The organism is Sphingobacterium sp. UBA2610 (assembly GCF_002339225.1).
Classification (GTDB): domain Bacteria; phylum Bacteroidota; class Bacteroidia; order Sphingobacteriales; family Sphingobacteriaceae; genus Sphingobacterium; species Sphingobacterium multivorum.
Genome location: NZ_DDKA01000031.1, coordinates 42,126 through 65,773, shown reverse-complemented (window position 1 = coordinate 65,773; position 23,648 = coordinate 42,126). Strand labels below are relative to the sequence as shown.

The 23,648-nt window shown below is 41.3% G+C and carries 20 protein-coding genes; 7 read left to right on the top strand and 13 right to left on the bottom strand.

Translation table 11 applies throughout. The features are described 5' to 3' along the window. Positions 1-28: 28 nt before the first annotated feature. A complete protein-coding gene (locus tag B4Z47_RS20840) occupies positions 29-1,099 on the bottom strand; it encodes a branched-chain amino acid aminotransferase (protein ID WP_115046575.1) in 1,071 nt (356 codons plus the stop codon). A 325-nt stretch (positions 1,100-1,424) separates the two neighbouring features. Between B4Z47_RS20840 and B4Z47_RS20835 the strand changes: the two genes are divergently transcribed. Next, positions 1,425-1,583 carry a hypothetical protein gene (locus B4Z47_RS20835; protein ID WP_156167568.1) on the top strand — a complete coding sequence of 53 codons (159 nt, stop codon included), beginning with the start codon at positions 1,425-1,427 and terminating at the stop codon, positions 1,581-1,583. Between the two features lie 191 nt (positions 1,584-1,774). Here B4Z47_RS20835 and B4Z47_RS20830 read toward each other — a convergent pair whose 3' ends face one another. The 3 genes from B4Z47_RS20830 to recJ all read right to left on the bottom strand — a co-directional run bounded on the left by B4Z47_RS20830 (position 1,775) and on the right by recJ (position 5,898). Further along, entirely contained in the window at positions 1,775-3,289 is a 1,515-nt protein-coding gene (locus B4Z47_RS20830; RefSeq protein ID WP_115046576.1) for a GH3 auxin-responsive promoter family protein, read from the bottom strand. Between the two features lie 22 nt (positions 3,290-3,311). Further along, complete coding sequence (gene lptB, locus B4Z47_RS20825; RefSeq protein WP_028072074.1) at positions 3,312-4,046, bottom strand: LPS export ABC transporter ATP-binding protein; 735 nt, start codon at positions 4,044-4,046, stop codon at positions 3,312-3,314. 151 nt (positions 4,047-4,197) lie between these two features. Continuing rightward, positions 4,198-5,898, bottom strand: a complete 1,701-nt coding sequence (gene recJ, locus B4Z47_RS20820; protein ID WP_046672806.1) for a single-stranded-DNA-specific exonuclease RecJ — start codon at positions 5,896-5,898, stop codon at positions 4,198-4,200. Between the two features lie 114 nt (positions 5,899-6,012). On the opposite strand from recJ, the gene B4Z47_RS20815 reads away from it, so the two are divergent. Next, positions 6,013-6,795, top strand: a complete 783-nt coding sequence (locus B4Z47_RS20815) for an MBL fold metallo-hydrolase (RefSeq protein ID WP_159333544.1) — start codon at positions 6,013-6,015, stop codon at positions 6,793-6,795. Between the two features lie 48 nt (positions 6,796-6,843). Here the strand turns inward: B4Z47_RS20815 and B4Z47_RS20810 are convergent, their stop codons facing one another. The 3 genes from B4Z47_RS20810 to B4Z47_RS20800 are packed head-to-tail and all read right to left on the bottom strand — an operon-like array spanning position 6,844 to position 11,422. Beyond that, positions 6,844-8,379: a RagB/SusD family nutrient uptake outer membrane protein gene (locus tag B4Z47_RS20810; RefSeq protein ID WP_115049389.1), complete on the bottom strand. Its 1,536-nt coding sequence runs from the start codon at positions 8,377-8,379 to the stop codon at positions 6,844-6,846. Positions 8,380-8,392: 13 nt separating this feature from the next. Next, positions 8,393-11,071, bottom strand: coding sequence for a SusC/RagA family TonB-linked outer membrane protein (locus B4Z47_RS20805; protein WP_286727842.1), 2,679 nt, complete (start codon positions 11,069-11,071; stop codon positions 8,393-8,395). Positions 11,072-11,083: 12 nt separating this feature from the next. Further along, positions 11,084-11,422: a carboxypeptidase-like regulatory domain-containing protein gene (locus B4Z47_RS20800; protein WP_254667621.1), complete on the bottom strand. Its 339-nt coding sequence runs from the start codon at positions 11,420-11,422 to the stop codon at positions 11,084-11,086. Positions 11,423-11,947: 525 nt separating this feature from the next. On the opposite strand from B4Z47_RS20800, the gene B4Z47_RS20795 reads away from it, so the two are divergent. Beyond that, entirely contained in the window at positions 11,948-12,427 is a 480-nt protein-coding gene (locus B4Z47_RS20795) for a cation:proton antiporter regulatory subunit (RefSeq protein WP_046672804.1), read from the top strand. 3 nt (positions 12,428-12,430) lie between these two features. Continuing rightward, positions 12,431-13,672 (top strand): cation:proton antiporter, encoded by a 1,242-nt coding sequence (locus tag B4Z47_RS20790; protein ID WP_046672803.1) that lies wholly within the window; start codon positions 12,431-12,433, stop codon positions 13,670-13,672. Positions 13,673-13,791: 119 nt separating this feature from the next. On the opposite strand, the gene B4Z47_RS20785 is transcribed toward B4Z47_RS20790, so the two are convergent. Beyond that, positions 13,792-14,121, bottom strand: a complete 330-nt coding sequence (locus tag B4Z47_RS20785) for a metal-sulfur cluster assembly factor (protein ID WP_070560743.1) — start codon at positions 14,119-14,121, stop codon at positions 13,792-13,794. Then, positions 14,118-15,287: a glycosyltransferase family 4 protein gene (locus B4Z47_RS20780; protein WP_070560742.1), complete on the bottom strand. Its 1,170-nt coding sequence runs from the start codon at positions 15,285-15,287 to the stop codon at positions 14,118-14,120. Before B4Z47_RS20780 ends, B4Z47_RS20785 begins: the two co-directional genes overlap by 4 nt. Positions 15,288-15,398: 111 nt before the next feature. On the opposite strand from B4Z47_RS20780, the gene B4Z47_RS20775 reads away from it, so the two are divergent. The 3 genes from B4Z47_RS20775 (at position 15,399) to B4Z47_RS20765 (ending at position 18,024) form a co-directional block, all read left to right on the top strand. Continuing rightward, positions 15,399-16,367, top strand: coding sequence for a polyprenyl synthetase family protein (locus B4Z47_RS20775; RefSeq protein WP_112374896.1), 969 nt, complete (start codon positions 15,399-15,401; stop codon positions 16,365-16,367). Between the two features lie 84 nt (positions 16,368-16,451). Next, a complete protein-coding gene (locus B4Z47_RS20770; protein WP_070560737.1) occupies positions 16,452-17,228 on the top strand; it encodes an amidohydrolase in 777 nt (258 codons plus the stop codon). 352 nt (positions 17,229-17,580) lie between these two features. After that, positions 17,581-18,024, top strand: coding sequence for a MarR family winged helix-turn-helix transcriptional regulator (locus B4Z47_RS20765; protein ID WP_070560735.1), 444 nt, complete (start codon positions 17,581-17,583; stop codon positions 18,022-18,024). Between the two features lie 103 nt (positions 18,025-18,127). Here the strand turns inward: B4Z47_RS20765 and B4Z47_RS20760 are convergent, their stop codons facing one another. The 4 genes from B4Z47_RS20760 to B4Z47_RS20745 all read right to left on the bottom strand — a co-directional run bounded on the left by B4Z47_RS20760 (position 18,128) and on the right by B4Z47_RS20745 (position 23,518). After that, positions 18,128-19,684: an FMN-binding glutamate synthase family protein gene (locus B4Z47_RS20760; protein ID WP_286727841.1), complete on the bottom strand. Its 1,557-nt coding sequence runs from the start codon at positions 19,682-19,684 to the stop codon at positions 18,128-18,130. Between the two features lie 186 nt (positions 19,685-19,870). Then, positions 19,871-20,632, bottom strand: a complete 762-nt coding sequence (locus B4Z47_RS20755) for a Rossmann-like and DUF2520 domain-containing protein (protein ID WP_286727840.1) — start codon at positions 20,630-20,632, stop codon at positions 19,871-19,873. Further along, the gene (locus B4Z47_RS20750) at positions 20,632-23,091 is read right to left on the bottom strand and encodes a heme lyase CcmF/NrfE family subunit (protein ID WP_286727839.1); all 2,460 of its coding nucleotides are present in this window, start codon (positions 23,089-23,091) and stop codon (positions 20,632-20,634) included. The genes B4Z47_RS20755 and B4Z47_RS20750 overlap by 1 nt, the downstream gene beginning before the upstream one ends. 19 nt (positions 23,092-23,110) lie before the next feature. Continuing rightward, complete coding sequence (locus tag B4Z47_RS20745) at positions 23,111-23,518, bottom strand: cytochrome c maturation protein CcmE (RefSeq protein ID WP_046672794.1); 408 nt, start codon at positions 23,516-23,518, stop codon at positions 23,111-23,113. Positions 23,519-23,648: the final 130 nt, after the last annotated feature.

The window sequence follows — 23,648 nt, the reverse complement described above, 5'->3', positions numbered from 1 at the left end:
AAAGGCTTTTTTTATTTCTTCTTAGAAATTACTTCACTAAATAGTTCCATCCGAATGGATCTTCTACTTTACCATAACGCAAGTCGTTGAGGTAATTCAAAACACGATTTGAAAACTCGCGGCCCGCTACTGGCGGCAAGTGATAATCTTGTCCTTCAAAACCGATACGGCTGATATCCGTAATTGTGGCTGCAGTACCAGCTGCGAAAGCTTCCGTTACTGTACCGGCTTTAATACCGTCGATTAGTTCTTGAATAGATACCTTTCTCTGCTCGGCTTTATAACCCCATTTCTCCGCCAATTCCATAATTGTACGGCGTGTCACACCGTGTAAGATTGTATCACCATGTGGTGTGATAATCGTATCGCCAATGCGGAAAATAAGGTTTGCCGTACCTGCTTCTTCAATGTATTTATGTTCAGAAGCATCTGTCCACATAATTTGGTCATAACCTTCGTCATTGGCCAATTGTGTTGGGTAAAGCGATAAGGCGTAGTTACCTGCATTTTTAGAAAAACCAACACCACCCTCTGCTGCACGTGTATAGTAGGTCTCCACTTTTAAGCTGATTGCTTTGCTATAATATGCGCCTACAGGGCCAGTGATAATGATAAATTTGTATGACTTAGAAGGGTGTACACCTAATGCCGCTTCTGTTGCGAACATAAAAGGACGGATGTACAATGATGAACCTTCTTTTGCCGGGATCCAGTTACGGTCGATGTCCAATAGTTTGCTTAGACCATCCATAAAAATCTCCTCAGGCACCTCCGGCATTTGAAGACGTGCGGCAGATTTATTGAATCTTTCCCAGTTTCTGTCCGGACGGAAGATACTCACTGTTCCATCTGCAAATTTATAAGCTTTGATTCCTTCAAAGATCGCTTGACCATAATGTAAAGCGGACATCGAAGGACTAATACTGATATCTCCATAAGGGACGATGCTGACATCTTTCCATTCACCGTCATCATAGTTTGCGACCAGCATGTGGTCGGATAAAATCTTTCCGAATTTTAGATTGTCGAAATCTACTTGCGAGAGTCTTGAATTTTGAGTTGGCTCTACGCGAATTGAATAGTTCTCTGTCGCGTTCATCTTATTATTTAATTACTTAGGCTAAGTTAGGAAAAAAATGAAATATAAGTTGCACATGTACCTGTATAATTTACCAGTCTGGCTATGCCTTTTATTTCGGACAGTTGTTCCCTATTTTACTACACTTTTTTTTGAAATGGAAGAATTTCACTTCATATCTCTCGGTTATCCTGTATTAATAATTAAATGTGTTAATTTTTTATTAATTAATACACTCTTTTCATATTATGGCATAAAGTTTGGCTGTAAAGAATGCGGTCCTTTAGATGGGCATTCTGGTCCGCAGTAACGCTATAAAATCACTTATCATAAAAATAAACTTAGTATGGAATTGACGCACAGTCTAAACAAAAGTAACGAAGTAGCAGCAGGCGATAATCGCTCCTTGTTACAGGGTGATGTTGAAGTTCAGAAGAAAGGTATTTCTATGAATTTTATTCTTGGTTTTTTTGTTTTTTTATATAAAACGGCAATTAAACCTTAACAAACCTCCATTATAGTCTAAGCTTTCTTGAGCTTATCAATTAGACGAACTCACAGCAGTTCTTTAAAACAACAAAATTCAGCAATACGAGATTAGCCAAAATAAGGTTTCCAAAAATTTTGGCTAATCTCCAGCCGGAGACCGTGCTATTATTCGGTCGCTGTGCCGTATTTTTAAGTTGATATGCCGTATTATTCGGCGAGTATTTTCAGGAGCGGCTCGAGATATTCGCGGCTGTTACTCAATCTTGGAACCTTATTTTGTCCACCTAGCTTACCTCTTGATTTCATCCATTTATAGAATGTATCTTCGGGCGCATTGTGTACAATAGGTGGTCGAAGCGCCATATTCTTAAAACGTTTGGCGTCATAATCCGAATTGATTTCACGGAGTTTAGCATCCAATATTTCACAAAAACGCCTAAAATCATTGGGTTGTTGTTCAAATTCTATCACCCATTCGTGTGCTCCGGCCTCGGCATCTTTAAAATAGACCGGTCCAGCGGTATAATCTCTGATTCGTGCCTGTGTCAATTTGCTCGCTTCGGCCAAGGCTTGTTCGGCGTTGTCAACAATAACCTCTTCGCCAAAGGTGTTAATATATTGTTTGGTTCGTCCTGAGATCTGAAAGCGATAGGGAGACAATGACGTAAACCTGATGGTATCTCCAATTTTATAACGCCACAAACCCGCATTGGTTGAAATGATCAATGCATAGTTTTTTCCGAGCTCCACCTGATCCAAACGTAAGGTTGACGGATTTTCTTCGTGCATTCGTTCAGTAGGTAAGAATTCGTAATAAATACCATAATCTAGCATGAGCAGAAGATCTTCCGAATCAGATTGATCCTGTAAGCCAAAATATCCTTCTGAGGCATTATAATTCTCGAGATAATACATGTTGTCCGAAGGGATCAATTTTTGGAATTGCTCGCGGTAAGGTTTGAAGCTTACTCCGCCATGTCCATAAAATTCTAGATTTGGCCATACCTCAAGCAAGTTGTCTTTGCCTGTAATCTCAAGAATACGCTTGGCCATAACAATATTCCATGTCGGTACGCCAGCTAAGCTCGTTACATTTTCTTTAAGTGTAATTTGGGCAATCTGCTCAATTTTCTCTTCAAAGTTTGGGTTTAAAGTAACTTCCATATTGGGCGTTCGCTTAAATTCGGCCCAGAAAGGAAGGTTACGGATGAGGATTGATGAAAGATCACCGTAGTAGGAATCCGGACTGAAATTGTTGATCTGTGAAGAACCACCAATAACAACTGATTTTCCCGTAAATACGCGATTTTCAGGTCTATTATGACAGTATATTGTGAGCATATCTTTACCGCCCTGGAAGTGACACTCTTCGAGTGCTTCCTCACTAACGGGAATAAATTTGCTGCGATCAGATGTGGTGCCAGAAGACTTGGCAAACCATTTGATATCAGAAGGCCACAGGATATTCTGTTCTCCTTTTATCATGCGATCAACGTAGCCCTTGATATCATCATAGTCCTGTATCGGGACGCGTTCTTTGAAGATCTCTGGGGTTAATATACTTGTATAATCGTATTTTTTTCCCCATTCCGTCGCTTCAGCAGTGGCAATTAAACTCTGAAACCATTCTTCTTGTACATCGTGTGGGTATTTCATGAACAGTTCAATCTGGTGAATTCTTTTTTTCATGAACCAAGTAAAAATGGAGTTTAATAAGGCCATAGGGGGAGGGATTCTTTAATCTTTAAAATTTTTTCCTTCTTAATTCAAAATGTCGACCGAGATAAAATTTACGGGCAAGCTCATTATCTGCAATTTCCTCAGGGGTACCCGTCAGCATGATCTTTCCTTCGGTTAGGAGGTAGGCCCTGTCCGTAATAGATAGTGTTTCCTGTACGTTGTGGTCGGTAATTAAGATGCCGATGTTACGGGTTTTGAGCTTGGCTACAATCGTCTGAATTTCTTCTACGGCGATCGGGTCAACCCCTGCAAAAGGTTCATCCAGAAGAATAAAGGATGGATTAGCAGCTAATGCTCGCGCAATTTCGGTACGTCGACGCTCACCACCGGACAACAAATCACCTCTGTTTTTACGGACACGGTGTAAGCTGAATTCTGTGAGTAGTTCTTCCAATTTTGCCAAACGTTCTTCTTTATTCGGATAATGGATTTCTAATACTGCCAGGATGTTGTTTTCTACGGAGAGCTTCCGAAAAACCGATGCTTCCTGAGCGAGATAACCTATTCCACGTTGTGCGCGTTGATACATCGCATCCTGCGTAATCTCCTGATCGTCGAGAAATACTTTCCCTTCATTGGGCTTGATAAGACCAACAATCATATAGAATGAGGTCGTTTTTCCTGCCCCATTAGGGCCCAATAACCCGACAATCTCGCCTTGTTCCACATGGAAGGAAACATTGTTGACAACGGTACGCTGCTTATATTTTTTTATGAGATGTTCTGCCTTTAAAATCATCTTCGTGGAATGTCTTGTGTTGTATGTATCTGTTCAATAGGACTAATTAAAACCCTCACCATTCTTTCATGCCTGGTATCTAATCCAGTATGGGGGGATGCCCGACCAAATCTTGTGTAAATATATTTAATATCTTCTTACTAATGCAATACTAATACTTAATCCCTTTGATGTTGAGCTGTAAGTTTCTTTTGTTGCGCCACACATTCTCTTCAATGCTGTAGCAGATGTCGAAACTTTGCCCAGAATTGATGTGTGTGATATGTTCTGCCAGTCCAAAACCGATACAGTCAAATGAAGGAGAGTCTTCTTGAATAACCGTCATCTTGAGGTGATTGGTGCCCACAATAAAAGCCTGTCCTACTGCATTTACCTTTTTACTGAGGAAAATAGGGGATTCATTTTGGGGCCCGAAAGGCTCAAACTGCTGGAGAATACGGAAGAACTTAGCATCGATATCTTTCAATGCCAACTTTGCATCGATCAAAATTTCTTGGGTCAGCATTTCAGGACTGATACGTCGCGATACCACTTCCTCAAAACGATCCTGGAATAGCGTGACATTATCTAAGGACATCGTTAGTCCGGCAGCATATTTATGACCACCAAATTGCTCCAACAAGTCAGCGCATTCGCTTAAGGCTTCATACAAGTCAAAACCCAGTACCGAACGGCAGGAACCTGCAATATGACCATTTGTTTCGGTCAATATAATCGTCGGACGGTAATATTTTTCGGTCAGACGGGAAGCGACAATACCAATGACACCTTTGTGCCAGTCGGCTTTATACAATACCGTGGATTTTCGGCTTTTAAGAAGAACATTATCCTCAATCAGTGCAAGCGCTTCTTCTGTTATTTTGAGATCAAAGTCTTTCCGTACATTGTTTTGATCGTCTATGCTAGAACTGAAGTCTTTGGCTTCTTGTAGCGATTTGGAGATCAAAAGTTTGACGGCGTCCTTAGCATGGTCTATTCTGCCCGCTGCATTAATGCGGGGGCCGATCTGGAACACGATGTCGTTCACTGTAAAGATCTTCGTTCGATTATTGGATAAATCAATCAGTGCCTTTAGTCCGACGCAGGGATTCGTATTGAGTTTAATGAGACCAAAGTGGCTAAGTATTCTATTTTCGCCGGTAATAGGAACAATGTCCGAAGCAATACTCACGGCCACAAGATCCAAAAACTGATAACAGGCATTGATATCCATGCCATTGGTGAGTATAAAAGCCTGAATAATCTTAAAGCCTATTCCACAACCTGAAAGTTCTTTGTAAGGGTATTCACAGTCTGCACGCTTGGGATCTAACACGGCGTAGGCTTTGGGAAGTTCCTCACCGGGAAGGTGGTGGTCGCCAATGATAAAATCAATTCCTTTGCTATTTGCGTAATCTATTTTATCGATTGCCTTGATACCGCAGTCCAATGCAATAATTAAGCTGAAACCATTTGCTGCGGCATAGTCAATACCCTGTGTGGAGATTCCATAGCCTTCGGCATAGCGGTCTGGAATATAAAACTCCAGCTGGCTATGAAATTCCCTGAAAAAACTATAAACAACGGCAACAGCTGTTGTACCGTCTACGTCATAGTCTCCATAGATGAGTATTTTTTCTTTGTTGCCAATGGCTTGGATGATCCGGGTGATGGCTTTTTCCATGTCCCGCATCAAAAATGGATCGTGCAAATCCGATAATTGAGGCCTAAAAAACTGCTTTGATTCGTCAAAAGTCTCCACTCCTCTGCTCACGAGCAACTCTGCCAAGACAGTGTTGATGTTTAATTCCTCGCGCAGTTTGTTGGTTATTTTGACATCAGTTTTAGATTTTAGTACCCACCTTTTTTGCATATCTTTGCACAATATTTTAAGTGTAAATATACGTTTTAAGGCTGGACTTACCTAATTCCTAAACCCGGTATTGATCCGCTGTTGCTTAACGTGCATATTCCCAATGTTTTAAATATGGTGCAGGCTTATTCTTTATATGAAGGTTCTTTTTCAGTCGACAAAAGCAGAAAATTTATACCCTTTGATCCGTTAATAGACAAGCCCCAGGACCGGCCAGGCTCCCTATTTATTCAAGTTCACCCCTTTTTGATCGAAACTGATGCGGGACTTGTGCTCTGTGATACCGGTCTTGGCTATACCGATGACAGTGGCGTGCTACAACTGCATCATAATATCCGTAAGTTGGGTTTCAGACCAGAAGATGTAAAATATGTACTGATGTCTCATCTTCATAAGGATCATGCTGGAGGGATGGTCACATTTGAAAACGGAATGGGACGCATCGCATTTCCCGAAGCCGAATATATTGTTCAACGTGGCGAATGGGAAGATGCCTATTCAGGTATCTCCAGTTCATACAGGACCGAGATTTTTGATGTGATTCAACGCAGTGGAAATTTAGTTCTGGTGGAAGGTGAAGGAAGAATAAATGCAGAAATCAGCTATGCGCTCAATGGTGGACATACAGCACATCATCAGGCATTTCATATTCAAACGGGCGACCAGCACTATTTCTTTGGCGGAGATGTATTACCTGAGCCCGAAGAAATTTTCCATAACTATGTCGCCAAATATGATTTTGATGGTCGGCGTTCCAAAGAGCTACGTCAGGAGTACTGGGCAGAAGGTGCACCAGCGGGCTGGATTTTTTTGTTTTACCATTCAAAAAATATCACCATTGGTCGTAGTCAGATCCGGGAAGATGGCACCTATAAACTGATTGAAGCAAAGTCGTAAAAGAAAAAACCTCCATGGCCTTTGGGCTCATGAAGGTTTTTGGAAGGTTTAGTATCCCGGATTTTGTGGGAAGGCTGCACCAGTGTTACTGTCGATAACTTCTTGTGGAATAGGCCAAAGAATAAATTCTTTTTTCACCACATTTTTCGATTGTGTGTTTAACGTTTGCACGCGGCGTAAAAAGACATCCTCACCGAAACGGGCAAGGGTCATGCGACGCATTTCCTCACCAATAAGCTCGCGGGCGCGTTCGTCGAGAATCAGATCCGCATTGATCGCTGCGGCATCGATTAATGACGCTTTTGCACGGGCACGGACAGCATTGATGGCATCCTTAGCTTGTGCCGGTTTATTGGCACGCCAGTATGCTTCTGCCAATAGTAGGTAAGTTTCGGCCAAACGTACTTTCACACGGTCCTTCATATTTCCTTCAAATGCAGGGTCAACAGCTGTCTTCCCGTAGAAAAATTTGGTTGTTGTCGGGAACACGTTGCCTGATTCTTTGATCGCGTCGGTAAGTACGATCTTCTTACCATAAAGTTCAGGTACGGAAGGATCGTTATAATACCAATCGCGTTTGATATTGAAAGAAGAATTTCTGACATCCTGTTTTTCATAACTATCCAGCCACCATTGGTAAGGGCGTACGTGCCCAAGACCTCTTCCACCAAGTGAGTCGGCCAAAGCAAATCCTTTTTGTTGTGAATAGAAAGGCACCCAGGCACGTTTACTCCAATCCGTGTAGCGGTCGCCGCCCCCTTGTGTATTGTATTCCAATTGGATGGCCCAGATCGTTTCCTGATTGCCGGAACCGCGATTTTGATTGTTTTCGATAAACATATCGTGGAAATAATCCCCAGGTTTATCTTTTTCGGCGCCAAAACGTTGATCGTTCAATTTAAAGTAACCACTTTGAATCACTTTGTTGGCAGCTTCTGCAGCTAAATCTGGCTGTCCAGCTTCGATATATGCTTCTGCCAGGTAGTGTAAAGCAGCCCATTTCGTCAATTTCCCCTCCTGAATGGTTCCTGGATTGTCGGGCAGGTTTTCGCTCGCGTACTTAAGGTCTTCAATCATATGTGTCAAGATCTCAGCTTTCGGTGTACGCGTGAAATCACGACGCGGTGTTTCGGATACCTTGTCCACCCAAGGCACATCGCCGTACAGGTTGACTAAGTAGCGATAACTGTAGGCACGGAAGAAACGAGCCGTTGCTTCCACACGTTTTGGATCGTTGTCCTTGTCTGTCCAGCTCGAAGCAGGAGTTAGCGTATAATTGCTGAATGGAGCCAATGTAGCGTCTGTACCTGTGGTTTTGATAGCAACGATATCTGTTCCGACCTGTAACGCCTCCTGTGGAGTTGCTCCTTGGGAAAAGATACTACCGTTCCAGGTCAGGAATTCCATGCGGGCATAAGAGTATAAACCATTTAGTCCAGCTTCGAAGCCTTTCGTATTGATATAGGTATTATCAGGTGACTGAAAGCTGCTGGTGTCTTCATTTAAGAAGTTCTTGCTGCAGCCTGTAAAAAGTAAGCTTAGGCCAGCTAGCATTGTATATAAAGTTGTATTTCTTTTCTTCATGATCTTGATGTGTTTAGAATTGGACATTTATTCCCAATGAGAATGTTCTCGCAACAGGATAAGGACTGGCAATATTTGTCGTTGTTGGATTACCTGTGGTCGAACTCACGCTCAATGCCTCTACGTTGTAACCTTTGATTTTGGAGAATGTATAGAGGTTACGGGCGTTGATAAATGCTTTAATGGAAGAGAGATTCAATCTTTTTAGAAAATCGCCGTCAAAAGTATAGCCCAAGCTAAAGTCTCTAATTCGCCAATAGGATGAATTGATATAATAAGTATGGTTATTTACTGGCGTATATCCAGGCGATGGAATATCTGTATTGGTGCGCTCTGGCGTCCAGTAAGGCATGTCGGCAAGGTAATTGGCACCGTTGTTAGGTAAGAAACGTTCGATGTTTTTGAAATCATCTATTTTCGTTCCGCCAAAGGCTCCATTCATAAAGATTGACAGGGAGAAATTCTTGTAGGTGAAATCATTACCAATACCAAGTGTATAAGGCGATATCTTGTTCCCCATCATCGTACGGTCACTGGCGTCGATTTTACCGTCGTTGTTGAGATCTGCTAACTTGGCATCGCCAGGTTTCGCTTTAGGTTGGTATGCATTTGCGATGTCTTCGCCATCTTGCCAAACACCAATAACTTTATAGTCGTAGAAAATACGGATAGGCTTTCCGATTAACCAGGCATTGGTCAAATCATTTTTTCCATCAGCGCGCAGTTTGGTGATTTTATTGTTGTTATAGGCAAAGGTCGTATTGACGTTCCATTGGAAATTGTCATTTTTGACCGGTATGGCATTCAAGGTAACTTCGATCCCTTTGTTTGAGGTTTCACCGATATTGGTCAAAATAGTGTTATAACCGTTCATGACAGGAACCTGTTCACTTAATAAAAGATCCGATGTCTTAGAGGAGTAGTAGTCGACCGTTCCTGAAATTCTATTTTTGAGAATACCAAAATCCAAGCCAAGGTTTAATGAAGCTGTGGTTTCCCATGTTGGATTACTTCCACGGCCATTGAAATTCATCACAAGTCCTTTGACTGGATCAAGGCCATAGATGTAATCGACGTTGGTCAGACGGTCGTAAGTTTGATATGGCGATACGGCCTGATTTCCGTTTTTACCATAAGAAACACGAAGTTTTAATAAATCGAAATAATCCTGCACATTTCCTTCTTTAGAAATTACCCAGGCTCCTGCAACGGATGGGAAAAATGCATATCGGTTGTTAACAGAAAATGCGCTATAACCGTCCGAACGACCTGTTAAGGTTAATAGGTAGCGATCCTTAAAGGCATAGTTGATTCTTCCCATATAGGAAATCATCGCTGTATTTTGAAGGTTGGATTCGATCTTAAGATTTTTAGAGGCAGAAGCCATGTTGTTATATCCGGCATCTGATACAAAATCGTCTCCATTCATTTTTGAAGTTTTCAAATTTGTTTTCTGGGAAGAATAGAGGCCCACGACATTGATCTTATGGTCACCAAAGGTAGGGTCATAGGTCAAGAGATTTTCCCAGGTCCAGTCCCAGAAATGCTCATTGTAAATTGATCCGGTACCATTCACGCCACGTCCTGTAACTGTATTGGAACCGTAATAGGAGTTTTCATTAATATTTCGGTAGTTGGTTCCGAATGTGGTTTTGAAACTTAATCCTTCAATAGGGAGTTTCACATCAAGCCAAGTATTCGCATAGACTGTTCTTCTGGTCTGATCCCATTGGCCTTTTTCGTCTGCAAAAGGATGTGCCCATAGTGTTTGTGCATACATCGGGTACGTTACAGCAGTACCATCGGCATCGCGGTTTTTACTGTAAGGGGAAAGTTTTACAACACTCTCGAGGTTGGGCTGTACGCCGTCGCGGTTCCCTTGAGAAGCCTGCATGGTCATTCCTAGCTTTAACCAAGAGCTTAAACTTTGATTGAGGTTCAGATTGACATTGTATCTTTCGTATGGCGTATTTTTTACAACGCCATCTTGATTTAGGTAGCTCACAGATGCATAATAATCGGATTTATCCGTTCCGCCCGAAAAACTGAGTTGATGTTCCTGAACAGGAGCGCCGCTATTGAATACTTCATCCTGCCAATTGACTTCTTCCCCTTTTTTGTATTGTTCCAATACGTTGGCAAAAAGATAATTCTCTGGGTTAAGCTGATCGCCGGTTTTTCCTTTCGAAGCCTGGTAATCACGCATAAATTGGATGTATTGTGGGCCGTTCATCAATTTAAGACGACGTTCTACACTTTGTACCCCAAAATAACCGTTATAATTGATGCGTGCTTTTCCTGCCGCACCCTTTTTTGAGGTGATGAGGATAACGCCATTTGCAGCTCTTGAACCATAGATTGCAGTGGATGAGGCATCTTTCAATACCGAGATACTGGCAATTGTATTGGAAGAGATATCACCCAGGGAACCACTAAAAGGGATTCCATCCAAGATAATGAGGGGAGCATTGGACGCGGATATCGAGTTCTCACCGCGGATATTGATAGAAGCTGTTTCACCAGGTTTGGCTGAACCGGAATTGATCGCTAGACCAGAAATCTTACCTTGAAGTTTATCGACAACATTCGGTGAATTTATTCGTTCTAGGGATTTTGCTTCCACTGTAGCGATACTTCCTGTCAAATCGCTCTTTTTCTGTTTACCATAACCTACGACCACAACTTCATCCAAAACATCCTCGGATTATGTCAAGGTTATTTGTGCTGCTTGTGCCGCGGAGACTTCTTTCGCGGTAAATCCGATCGAGTTAAATGTTAGGATGGCACTTTTTGAACTGACGTTCAGTGAGAAGATTCCGTCTTGATTGGTTGTCGTTGCTGCCGCTTTACCTTTTTCAGAAACGGTAACCCCGCTTATTGGTTTCCCGGTTTCATCAATGACCTTTCCGGAGACGACCTGCTGAAAGGGTGAAAGACTGGTTATTGCAACTAAATTACGTGGGTTCGCTACCCCGTAAATAGGTGCCGCTAATGACAAGATTGATAATGGTGTCAGAAGGATGAGATGACTCTTTTTGACCATAGGTGTGTAATTTAGATTCAGTAAGTGTTTAATGCGGCAATTATAAAGAAATAAACCTTTGGCAATTCTATTGCTTCTTGGAACAAACGATTGCATGAACTACGAAAACGTTATAGAAATGGGTATTTGTAATGAAAATTGGAGCTAATAAAAGCTGATTTGTTCTGTTAGGAACTCGGATCGTTAATAGCCTATGTACCTCGAGCGTTTTTAGTGTTGTTCAGTTATGTCATCACGATGCCATACGTCGAAAAAAGGGATGAAATCGGTTAAAAGAGTCGTTTTTCTGCTCTTTTTTTAGTATTTTGGGGTAATTTGCTCTTTGTAGCCCATCCCGTTAGCTACCTGCGGATTCGTTTAAGATTGATTTTTTGGGTAAATTTGTGTTTTAGTAGCTAAGGGCTGATGCTGTTTTTCCTCAAAGTCTTTGTTTTTTTGCGAGAAAGAACCTTCAGCTTGCTTTTGTAATTGTGGTATACCACGTTATGAAGCTTATATTATTAGTATTTATTTAAATAGAAAATTATGTCTATTGTAAGAGAGTCCGATCTGATTGGAATTGGAAAAAAATTTCAAATTGAAACCGATGCGGGAGACAATATGGTTGTTGTTATCCATGACGATGGTAGACGGGAACTTTATCGCTATGATGACGAGGAGCATGAGTCACGTTGCGTCATGACACTCAATGACGATGAATCTCGGCAGATTGCGGGTATTATCGGTGGCTTGTCCTATAAGCCTAAAGCATTGGAGACAATTGAAGTTGCTTTGGACGATTTACGCATTGAATGGTACAAAGTGGAAGGCAAAAATGAGGGTGCTGGTAAGACAATTGGAGAGCTGGAAGTTCGTCAACGTACAGGCGCATCGATTATTGCTGGGATACGGGATGATGATACGGTTATAAATCCAGGACCGTCTTATTTGATTAGCCCAGGCACCACACTTGTCATCGCTGGAAAGAAGAATAATATTAAACTTTTGAAGGAAATTTTACTGTAATTTATGCTATCACATACCTTAATTCTGGAAATTGGAATCGCTGTAGGACTTGTTGCCATTGTTGGCCTAATAGCTAATAAGCTTAAGTTTTCTGTTATTCCATTTTTCATTATTATAGGAATGGTTTTGGGGCAGCACGCTCCGCAGGTTGGTCTGGTGGATTTAACATTTACAGAAAGTAAACCCTTTATTGATTTCATGGGACGGTTGGGCGTATTGTTCCTGCTGTTCTACCTTGGCCTTGAGTTTTCGGTCAATCGGCTGATTAAGTCCGGTAAAGCAATTGTCACCGGTGGGACAATTTACGTCTTATTGAACTTTACTTCAGGTTTGTTGATCGGATGGCTAATGGATATGCCATTTAAGGAGATGATGGTGTTATGCGGTATCATGACGAGTTCATCCACGGCCATTGTTGCAAAGGTGCTGACAGATCTCAAACGTACAGCCAACCCGGAGACGGAGGTGATCATGGGAATGATTATGTTCGATGACCTGTTTATAGCGATGCATATTTCTTTCCTTTCGGGCCTGATACTGACAGGAAGCAGTTCGTTTTGGACGGTAGCTGGAACTTCCTTACTGGCTTTGGGATTTATATTGGCCTTTTTGATTTTGGGCAGAAAACTGGTGCCTGCGATCGATCGCTTATTGAAGGAAAAAACTTCTGAATTATTTATATTGATCATCTTTGCCTTACTTTTTATTGTGGCAGGTTTCTCCGAAACCATCCATGTTGCGGAGGCTATCGGGGCATTGATGGCCGGCTTAGTGTTGGCGGATTCGCAATACATCAAAAAGATTGAATCGATGGTGCTGCCCTATAAGGACTTTTTTGGGGCCATGTTTTTCTTTAGTTTCGGATTGTCTATTGACATTATGTCCCTTGGAGGAGCTGTCTTTTGGGCTTCGATTGCAGCGCTGGTGACGGTGATGGGGAATCTTGCTTCGGGCTATTTTGCAGCTAAATTTTCGGGTATGAAACCTAAAACGTCCTTTGATATTGGTTTTACCTTGTCTGCACGGGGGGAGTTTTCCATTATCATGGCAAATATTGGTAAAGCAGGGGCTTTATTACCCGTTATTCAATCCTTTGTGGTCGTATATGTGCTCATTCTTTCCATTGTATCCCCACTATTGACCAAAGAGTCACGTAAGCTTTGGAAATTACTTTTCGGTGCGGATGCCAATAGTGCCAAGCCTTTGAAAAAGTTGAGCGATTTGGAAAACAATCAGGGCAGATAGACCTGCGGATAGGGTACAGCTCAAACGATGTTTTAGGAGAGGCATATAGCATATACAAACAAAACGGGGCTTTCCAATATTCTTGGATAGCCCTGTTTTGTTTGATTAGTCGGTGAATTTTACAAAAAACCCAGCTCCAGTTTTGCTTCTTCAGACATCATGTCTTTTGTCCAGGGTGGATCAAATGTCAATTCGACCAATGCTTCTTTGACACCTGCTACAGCAGCAACTTTTTCCTGAACTTCATTCATGATTTCGCCTGCCACGGGGCAGCCAGGAGCAGTCAGCGTCATTACAATCTTTGCAATACCCTCTTCCTTCGTAATGATTTCATATACAAGCCCCAAATCCACAATATTTGCGGGTTTCAGTTCAGGATCATAAATTGTTTCCAGTACAGCTTGGATTTGTGGCGCTAGACCCAGTTTATCTAATATAATGATACTCATTTATTTCGTTTTTTATCGTGAATAGCGTCCTGATAGATCGCTAATAATTTCGCTTCATTTATTTCAGGAGTAAAATTACTAAAATAGTAAGCAATACAGGTCTTTCTTATCTCATCTTTTTCATTTGTTGTTTTTGTGCTCCACTCCGTTAAGCATTGGATAATATCGTTTTTGTTGTGGGGATCGAACGTTTGTCCTGTTTTGCCGGGGATAATCAGTTCGGGGAGCGGGCCTAAATTGGAGCAAAGCACAGCTGTTCCGACTGAATAAGCCTCAAGAATCGTAATCGGCATCCCTTCAAAACAAATCGATGGTACAAGTAAAGCCTGTGCTTTGGCTATCAAGGGAAGTATTTCTGATCTCTTTTTAAAACCGAGGTAGGAAATATTCGCCTGGTGTTTAATGCTTCTCAAAACCTCATTTTCGAGCGGACCGCCGCCGATAATTGCTAGTTGAAAATCTGTGCCGATGAAAGCATCGATCAGCTGTAATATCCCCTTTTCATCTGAAAGACGACCGACATATACAAAGTGGGCCTGCGGACCCTCTGGTGCTATTGTCGTAGGAAAGACAAAATTCGGTTTGATCGCGAATTTAGTAGGCGGAAGATGCAAGGTCGATTCAACGAATATGTTCTTTGCAAAGGAGCTTAAATTGATGTAGCGATTTACTTTTGCCCAAGTTCCAATTTTGCGGTGAAACCAGTAATTCAGTGCGAGAAGAAATGTTTTTACTATCGAGTTGTTAAATGCTTTTTGTCGGACGGCTGTCCACGGAAACTCCTCTTGGAGTGAGTCCAGAAAGAGACGGTTGTGATGGTACAGTGTCGCCGAAGGGCATAGTAAACGAAAATTGTGCAGGGTCATGACCTGGGGGACGCCGAGTTTGGCAATGGTACGCACGATAATCGGGCCTGCTGCATAATGCGTGTTGTGAACGTGAACGATGTCTGGTTTAAACGCCCGAATTATTTTTTTGACACGTTGAGCAGCGCAAATATTCCAAAAAGATCCTATTGTCTGTAGTGCACCCTGCAACCCCTTTTTATTTTGAAACGTTAGCGTTTGGACCTCATGTCCTTGCGCGAGGAGGGAAGATTCCTGCTGAAATACAGTGTCTTCACCACCAGGATCTTGATAAAATGTATGGATAATCAGTATGCGCATAATAAAAGACTTATACAAATGTACAATTTTGAGGTGACTTCCTTTAAAGGGACAAAATTGCCATTTCTATATGATTATTGCTATATTCGCAAGATTCGATCGTAAAGATATATGCAACATTTACAACAACTCGTGATAGAGGCGATAGAGACAAGTCAATTTCCTGAAACACCATCAAATTTATATGATCCGATACGGTATATATTGACTTTGGGCGGAAAGAGGGTTCGACCTGTGCTGACATTGATGGCCGCCGAATTATTCGGCATGCAAGAGATGGAGGAAATTATCCCTGCTGCCAAAGCAGTGGAGTTTTTTCATAACTTTTCACTGATCCACGATGATCTGATGGATAAGGCTCCTTTAAGAAGAGGTAAAACGACAGTTCACGAAAAGTGGGATGCTAATATTGCCATATTGTCTGGAGACGGCTTGTTGGTCAAAGCGTATGAGGAAATTTCAAAGTGTAATCCTATTTACTTGCCTGCAACTTTGAAAATTTTGAGTAAAGTGGCTATGGAGGTATGTGAAGGCCAGCAATTAGATATGGATTATGAGAGCCGGGATTCGCTGACAATGCCTGAGTATCTTGAGATGATCCGTCTTAAAACTTCGGTGTTATTGGGCGGAGCATTACAGTTGGGGGCTATTCTGTCGGGAGCAGATGAACAGCAACAGCAGCTGATCTACGATTTTGGAGAGAACGTAGGCTTAGCATTTCAATTACAGGACGATATCTTGGATGCATATGGAGATCCAGATACCTTTGGAAAGATTGTTGGTGGTGATATCATGATCAATAAAAAAACTTTTTTATTGGTGAAGTTGATGGCAGTAATTTCGGATGATGATAAGACGGTTTTACAAGCCCTATTAAATGCCACTATAGAGACTGCTCCATCAAAAGTAGCGGATATGCTTGCCTTATACGACAAGTATGCGATTAAAACTGCGGCCGACGAGTTGAAAGATAGCTATACGCAACGGGCATTTGAAAAAATGGAAGCATTGAATGTACCAAATGATCGCAAAGAAGCGTTATTAGTGTTAGCAAATAACCTTTTGGTAAGACAGCAATAAGTATAAATTCTATTAAAATTCGTATCTTGCCATTAAATGTTTTTTTTGTAAGAAAATAATTAAATAAATTTTTAGATTACGTTCATGGAGCCTTTAAAAATCACCGTATTTCAAGCATATTTATTCTGGGAAAATATTGAGAAGAATCTAAATAATCTAGCCTTGAGACTTTCCTCATTGCGTGAGAAAACGGATGTTATTATTCTCCCCGAAATGTTTAATACAGGCTTCACGAATAATGTCGAGAAATGTGCAGAACCTGCAAATGGACCTACGACAAGATGGCTATTTGAAATGGCAAGCTCACTTAACTGTGTTGTTGCCGGTTCTTTGATTATCGAAGAAGGTGGGAAATACTATAATCGCTTTGTATGGATGTTTCCAGACGGTAAATATGTAAAATATGATAAACGTCATCTTTTCGGATTATCCAAAGAAAGCGAGTACTTTGAGCCAGGAAATGAACGTATCCTGGTTGATATCAAAGGATGGAAAATCTGCCCGATGATCTGTTATGACCTGAGATTCCCAGTCTGGTCTAAAAATCAAAACGGAGCATATGATATTTTAGTGTATACCGCCAGCTGGCCAGACAAGCGCTCAGCACATTGGAGAGCTCTTATTCCGGCACGTGCAATAGAAAACCAAGCTTATGTTGTTGGGGTAAACCGTGTTGGGCACGACGGTAATGATATTTACTATTCTGGTGGCTCTATGTGTATATCCCCTCTTGGTGACGTGGTGTATTATAAACCGGAAGATGAGGACTTGTATACCTTTACCTTAAATCCGAACGACCTGTTGGAAGCACGCGAGAAATTTCCTTTCTTAAAAGATTCCGATTCTTTTTCAATCGGATAACATCCTCTAAATTAGGTACAATTGCAAGCATTTATTTTTTCTGAGAGTGCCTGATCTTATTGGTCAGAAAGAACCTTCAGTTTGATTTAATTGCTGTTGGTGTTTGCAAAGTTGTGAAGGTTTTGTTTGTATCCTTTTTATTTATTAAATTCAGTCTAGTATAAATCAAATTGTTATGATTTATCAACATCTACTTATGACATGTTGATAAAATTTTGTTTGAGACAGCTATATTAAAGCGTAATTTAGGCTAACTATTAGCCAAAATACGTTTAGCTTTTTCTCATATTGGATTAAAGACGACGTTTTATTATTAAAATAAGTTGCGTAAACAACCATAACCATTATTCATATGTTAGACCAAGATTTAGTATCACAAGAGTATTTTTATAATTTCTTAACAGGGAAATACTCAATTGCAGTTATGCGGAGATTACAGCGTAATCTCAAGGAGGCCGGGTTAAACATTACTTCTGAACAATGGAGTATCATGTATAACCTGTGGGTAGAAGAGGGGCTCACCCAGCAGGAGCTTGCTGTTCGCACATTTCGAGATAAACCAAGTGTCACTCGATTAATTAATAACCTGGAAAGGGTAAATTTGGTTATCCGCGTTAATGATAAAAACGACAGACGGTCCAATCTGATCTATTTAACAAAAATAGGACGAAAGATGAAGGATGAAGGAATGAAGCAGGCAAAAAATACTATTGAACAGGCCTTAGGGGGCTTGGCCGACGATCAAATTGCCTTATCAAATACCATTCTGCATCGCGTACTGTTTAATCTGAAATAAAGATACTTAGTGAGGGGGTATTTTATTAGGGAACTATCAGCGTATAAAAAAGGTCCCCTATGTATTCAACATAGGGGACCTTTTTTATATGAATTTCTAGCAGTTAATCTTCGAAAAGTTTGCTTTCGAAATCTGTGTGGCTATTGACCAATTTACCTTCAGTTCCGAAATAGATTTCCTGAAAACTTAATGTCCGGATAGCATCTACCTTACGATAGAATTTATCTGCCGATACATCCGCAAGTGTTTTGAAGCCACAAGCTTCCATAATTTCGACTGTAGCACGTAATGTATTACGATGGAACTGAGCTACGCGTACATATTTGTCATTTACGTCGAGTCCTTTGTATAAATGCGGCTGTTGTGTGGCAACCCCAACCGGACAGACGTCTTCATTACATTTAAGTGCCTGAATACAACCTAAAGCGAACATCATACCGCGAGCACTATAACATGCATCTGCGCCTAAGGCAATGACTTTCAAGATATCGAAACCTGTTACGATACGGCTTGATACAATAACTTTAATGTGTTTTTTTAAACCAAAAGCAATCAAGGTTTTCGTTACAAATGCCAATGCATCGTATAGTGGCATCCCCAAGTTATCTGTAAACTCAAGTGGAGCAGCTCCCGTACCACCTTCTGATCCATCTACGGAGATAAAATCCGGGAAGATTTGCGTGTTTTGCATGGCATGACAGATGTCGATAAACTCATGTTTATCGCCGATACAAATTTTGAAGCCAATAGGCTTTCCACCGGATAGCTCGCGCAGCTGTTGTATGAATTGCATCATTTCAGTCGGTGAAGAGAAAGCACTATGTGCTGGTGGCGACATCACATCTGTTCCAGGAATGACGTGACGGATAGCAGCGACTTCAGGGGTGTTTTTTGCCGCCGGAAGTATCCCGCCATGACCAGGTTTAGCGCCTTGCGAAAGCTTCAATTCGACCATCTTCACGTTTTCACGGTTGGATTTTTCTCTGAAAAGTTCGGGATCAAATTTTCCCTCCTTATTGCGGCAGCCAAAATAACCTGTACCGACCTGCCAGATTAAATCACCTCCATTGTTGTGGTAATCGCTGATCCCCCCTTCGCCGGTATTGTGTGCAAAGTTTTGAAGGGCAGCACCTTTATTTAGTGCCGTTATCGCTGTTTTACTCAACGCACCATAACTCATAGCCGAGATGTTGAACACACTTAAGCTATAAGGTTTCTTACAGGCTGCATTTCCTACCGTGGTACGCAGATCGTGGTTTTCGATATGGCAAGGGAAAACAGAGTGCGCAGCCCATTCATTCCCGACAGCCTGTGGATCTGTCTGCATACCAAATGCCACAGTTTCCCGTTGATTTTTTGCACGTTGGTATACGATCGAACGTTGTCTTCTGTTGAAAGGACGTCCATCCATATCCGATTCCCAAAAATATTGTCTCAACTCGGGACGAATAGATTCGAAGATATAACGAAAATATCCAACTAAAGGATAGTTGCGCAGAATGGCATGTTTGGTCTGGAAACTATGATATAACGCGATCAATAGCAACGGAAATGGGATAATAAGCAGCCAAAACCAGCTTGATGTAAATATAAATCCAAATGATACAATGATTAAATTAATCACAATCATTATTGAAAGAATGAGTTTTCTAACTTCCATAGAAAATACGATTGTTTAGTTTTAATTCGCTATTTTAATGTTTAGCCCAACTGACTATTTTATTACTCAATTAGCATTCCAAAATGCGCTTTTGGACGAAGCAAATGTACTAAAGTTCCTGAAGTAAATGGATATATTTACCCCCTGGAAGTAAGTTTTGATAAGTTTATAACCGTTTCTAACAAACTATTTTCTTTTAGTAATCTCCTGCGACAAAAGTTGATAGATTTGCTGTAAATCTGGTTTATTGCTAATAAATTGCAAATGTTTTTGCATTGTCGATACATCCTGTCGGATCGCTGGTCCTGTCTGAACTGTTATTGGAATATGATTTTGCACCTTTTCTGCCGTCTCCAGGATAATTGGTTTGATTAAATCAAAGGATAAGTTGTTTTCTTCCAGTAACTCATAAGCCATCTGATAGAGGATATTGGAGAAATTATTGACCATGACCGAGGCCAGGTGAATGGCTAAGCGTTGCGGTGAGTTACAATAGATACTCTGCGGTGCAAATGTCTGTGCAAGCTGAAGTAGCGCGGCACTATTTTCATCTGTGTTACCTTCAATGCAAAGTGGAACCGTCGAGAAATCCACTGCTTTATTTTTGGATAACGATTGTGGTGGATAGATGACGCCCGTGTTTTTAAATCCAGCCAGGGCAGCAAGATCGGTTGCTCCTGAACAGTGGACGACAATACCTGTTAAATCCTTCGGTAGCGCTTCTACCAGCGGTAAAATAGCTTGATCCGAAACAGCAATAAGGTAGAGATCGGCATGGAGGTCGAGTTCAGACAGTAGGTCAGTTGCTGTGCAATGAAGCACAAAAGCCAATGCGTCTGCATTGGCTTTTGTTTTACTGTAGATCTGAACGATATGCTGTCCTGTTTTTTGAAACTGTTGTCCAAAATGCGTCGCGGCATTACCGCTTCCTAAGATCACAATGTTCATTATTTAAGTGCTTTTCGTTTTTCCTCTTTATTTCTTCTCACAATGGACATGATAAAACCGATGGTCATGACAATTGTTCCACACCAGAAAAAGTTGATGTATGGGAATTTAATGGCTTTAAATACCACCCATTTCTTTTCTGGAAGTGGCTTTTGATAAACCATGATTTCCAGTTTATCCTTGTCAGGTTTAATTCCCGTAAATCTGAATTTAAGTCCTTGCTCGGTAACATCCTTGTTGAAGTCGTAAACACCACCGTCTTTAATTAAGTAAATCGGTTGTACCTCATACTGTTTGTTGTCGGCCGAAAATACTTTTATTTTCAATCCAACCATGACATCACTGGGTCCCTTTGGAATTTTCTCTAGGTGGGCCTCTTTGTTTAAGCCTTCAATGACGTAATATCCATTGCGGTAGCGTAAGGTATCGCCAATATTTACCTGATATGTTGCCGGCTCCTCGTAGTCCTCAAAACCAGTTTTATCTTCAGCAGGAACTTTGGCGTGTGTTGCTTGACTTTCAGCTGCGGCCGCTGTAATCAGTGTATATACGTCATGCGTAACATAATGTTTGGTGGCTGGAGTACCAATCAACCCCCCCATTTTCGCGTTGTTTTGTGCAAAAGGTTGCAGCACAAAATGCTCCTTCACTTTGCCTGTTTCTTCGTCGATCCGCTCGTATTTGATTTTATAGAACGTATTTGGAGCAACAATGCTATCGCCGATATAGGTAATTTTGTATTCACCCATTTGTACAGGTTCACCCTCGGTCAGGAATAAGTTGTCGCCAGGCTTTTCTACTTTGTCGAATCCCGATACAGCGATGTAACCCGTGTTGTTGACAGAGATGACTTCGTTGGTTGCCGCGGCCACCATGGCACCGATAAGTAATAAACCAAAACCGATATGGGCTACCGAAGAACCAGCCAGTTTCCATTTACCTTTGACAGCGTCACCCAATACGCGGATATTTGCCAGAATACAGAAAATACTTGCGAAGGTGATCAAAATGTAGATCAAGTTGGTATACGTCTTCGTAAAATAGACTACAGCAGCCGTTAGGATTAAAGACACAACCAAGGATGCTACAGTGGAAGCCAAAAACTTGCGGCTATCGGTACGTTTGTATTTTAAGAATTGCGTAAATCCGGTTAAGATCATCACGATGACGGCAAAACCCGATTGCCATTTGTTATAATGTTGGATTGGATCCAAAGGTGGAGCTACCTTGGTGCCAAAGATCTTGTTGAACACTGGAATTGATGTTGAAGCAATGATCTGTGCACAGGCAACAGTCAATACCAAGGCGCCAATAAACATCCAGAATTCTCTTGAATAGATATCCTCATCCTTTTCTGTGATGGGCATCTCTTTCTTTTTGACGGTAAGAAAGACCACCATGATAACCAAAAAGACAACATTGAATAAGATCAATTGTCCGCTCATGCCCAGATCGGTAAAGGAGTGTACCGAAGTCTCTCCGAGGACGCCACTACGTGTCAGGTAAGATGCGTAGATCACAAGCACAAAGCTGATCATCGCCAAAAAAGTAGCGGTGAAGTAGGAGTGGCCTGAATTCTTGTAAGCAATCATGACGTGAACAGCAGCAATCAAGGTAAACCAAGGAATAATGGATGCATTTTCTACCGGATCCCATGCCCAGAATCCACCGAAGTTAAGTGCTTCGTAAGCCCAGAATGAGCCCATGATAATACCTGCGCCTAAAATCATCACGGCAAATAAAGCCCAAGGAAGTGCTGCATTGATCCATTCTTTGTAACGTTTGGTCCAAAGAGCACCTGTTGCATACGCAAAAGGAACAATCATCGACGCAAAGCCAAGGAATAGTGTTGGTGGGTGAATCACCATCCAGTAATTTTGAAGTAAAGGGTTCAAACCATTACCGTCGGTGATTAGTGAAAGATAATTTGCTTCTCTAAAGATTGGAATATCCATTGCTTCACGCAATAGGATAAACGGAGAGCTACCGATCCGCAGACCGAAGATTTCCACACCAATAATCATGGATGCTAAAAATGCTTGACATAACATGACGAAAGTCATAACAGACGATTCCCAGCTTTTTGCTTTAAAGAGCAAAACAGCGCCTAATACCGTTTGCCAGAACATCCAAAGCCAAAAACTACCCTCCTGACCTTCCCAAAAACTGGAAATGATGTAGTAGGTAGGGAGTGTCTTTGACGAGTGCGCCCAGGCATAATTATATTCAAAAAGGTGATTGTATATAATATAAAATAAAGTTGCACCAATCGCTACGACGGAGGCTGAATTAACCCAGAAGGCAATACGTGCAATTTTTTTCCATGAATGCTCTTCAGGGTATTTTGTTGCAAAAAAGTAACTGATACAAGATAGAAGTGCAGCACCAAAAGAAAGTACAATGAAAAATTGTCCGATCTGCCCTGGCAGCAGGTGCTCACCAACGTAATTAACGTCCATTGAAAATTGATTTTACGAATTAATTATTGAAAGCAGTAGCATTGATCTCGGTGACGACCGATTTATCGTTATATTTCGACGGACATTTCATCAATATCTTACTTGCCCTAAACACATTCCCGTCCATTTTTCCTGTCAATACAATCTGCTCTGAACGTTCAATATCTTGAGGTTTGGCACCTCTAAAAATCACTTCACATTCTGTACCATCGTTGTCACGCATGAAAAACGAAAATTTGTTGGCGTCAGTTTTGGGATCATAGTGAAGTGCTTTGTCTTTATTCAATTGACCTACCACATATAGTTCGGTTTTCTTTTCTTTAGCTTCGGTAAATGTCGAATACGTACTTGAATCAGTATAGATAACAAGTATCATGGCAATTGCGACAGCAATGATAGCGATTAGAATAATTGAACTTTTTTTCATTTGTATTTACTTATTTATAAGTGTCTGAACTCGTCGTATCAATGAGCTCGTTTCACTCGGTTTGTTTTTTTACCAGTTAATGGCTGTTCCGATCTGTCCGATATCTTTCTGTTTTTTTCGAAAGATTATT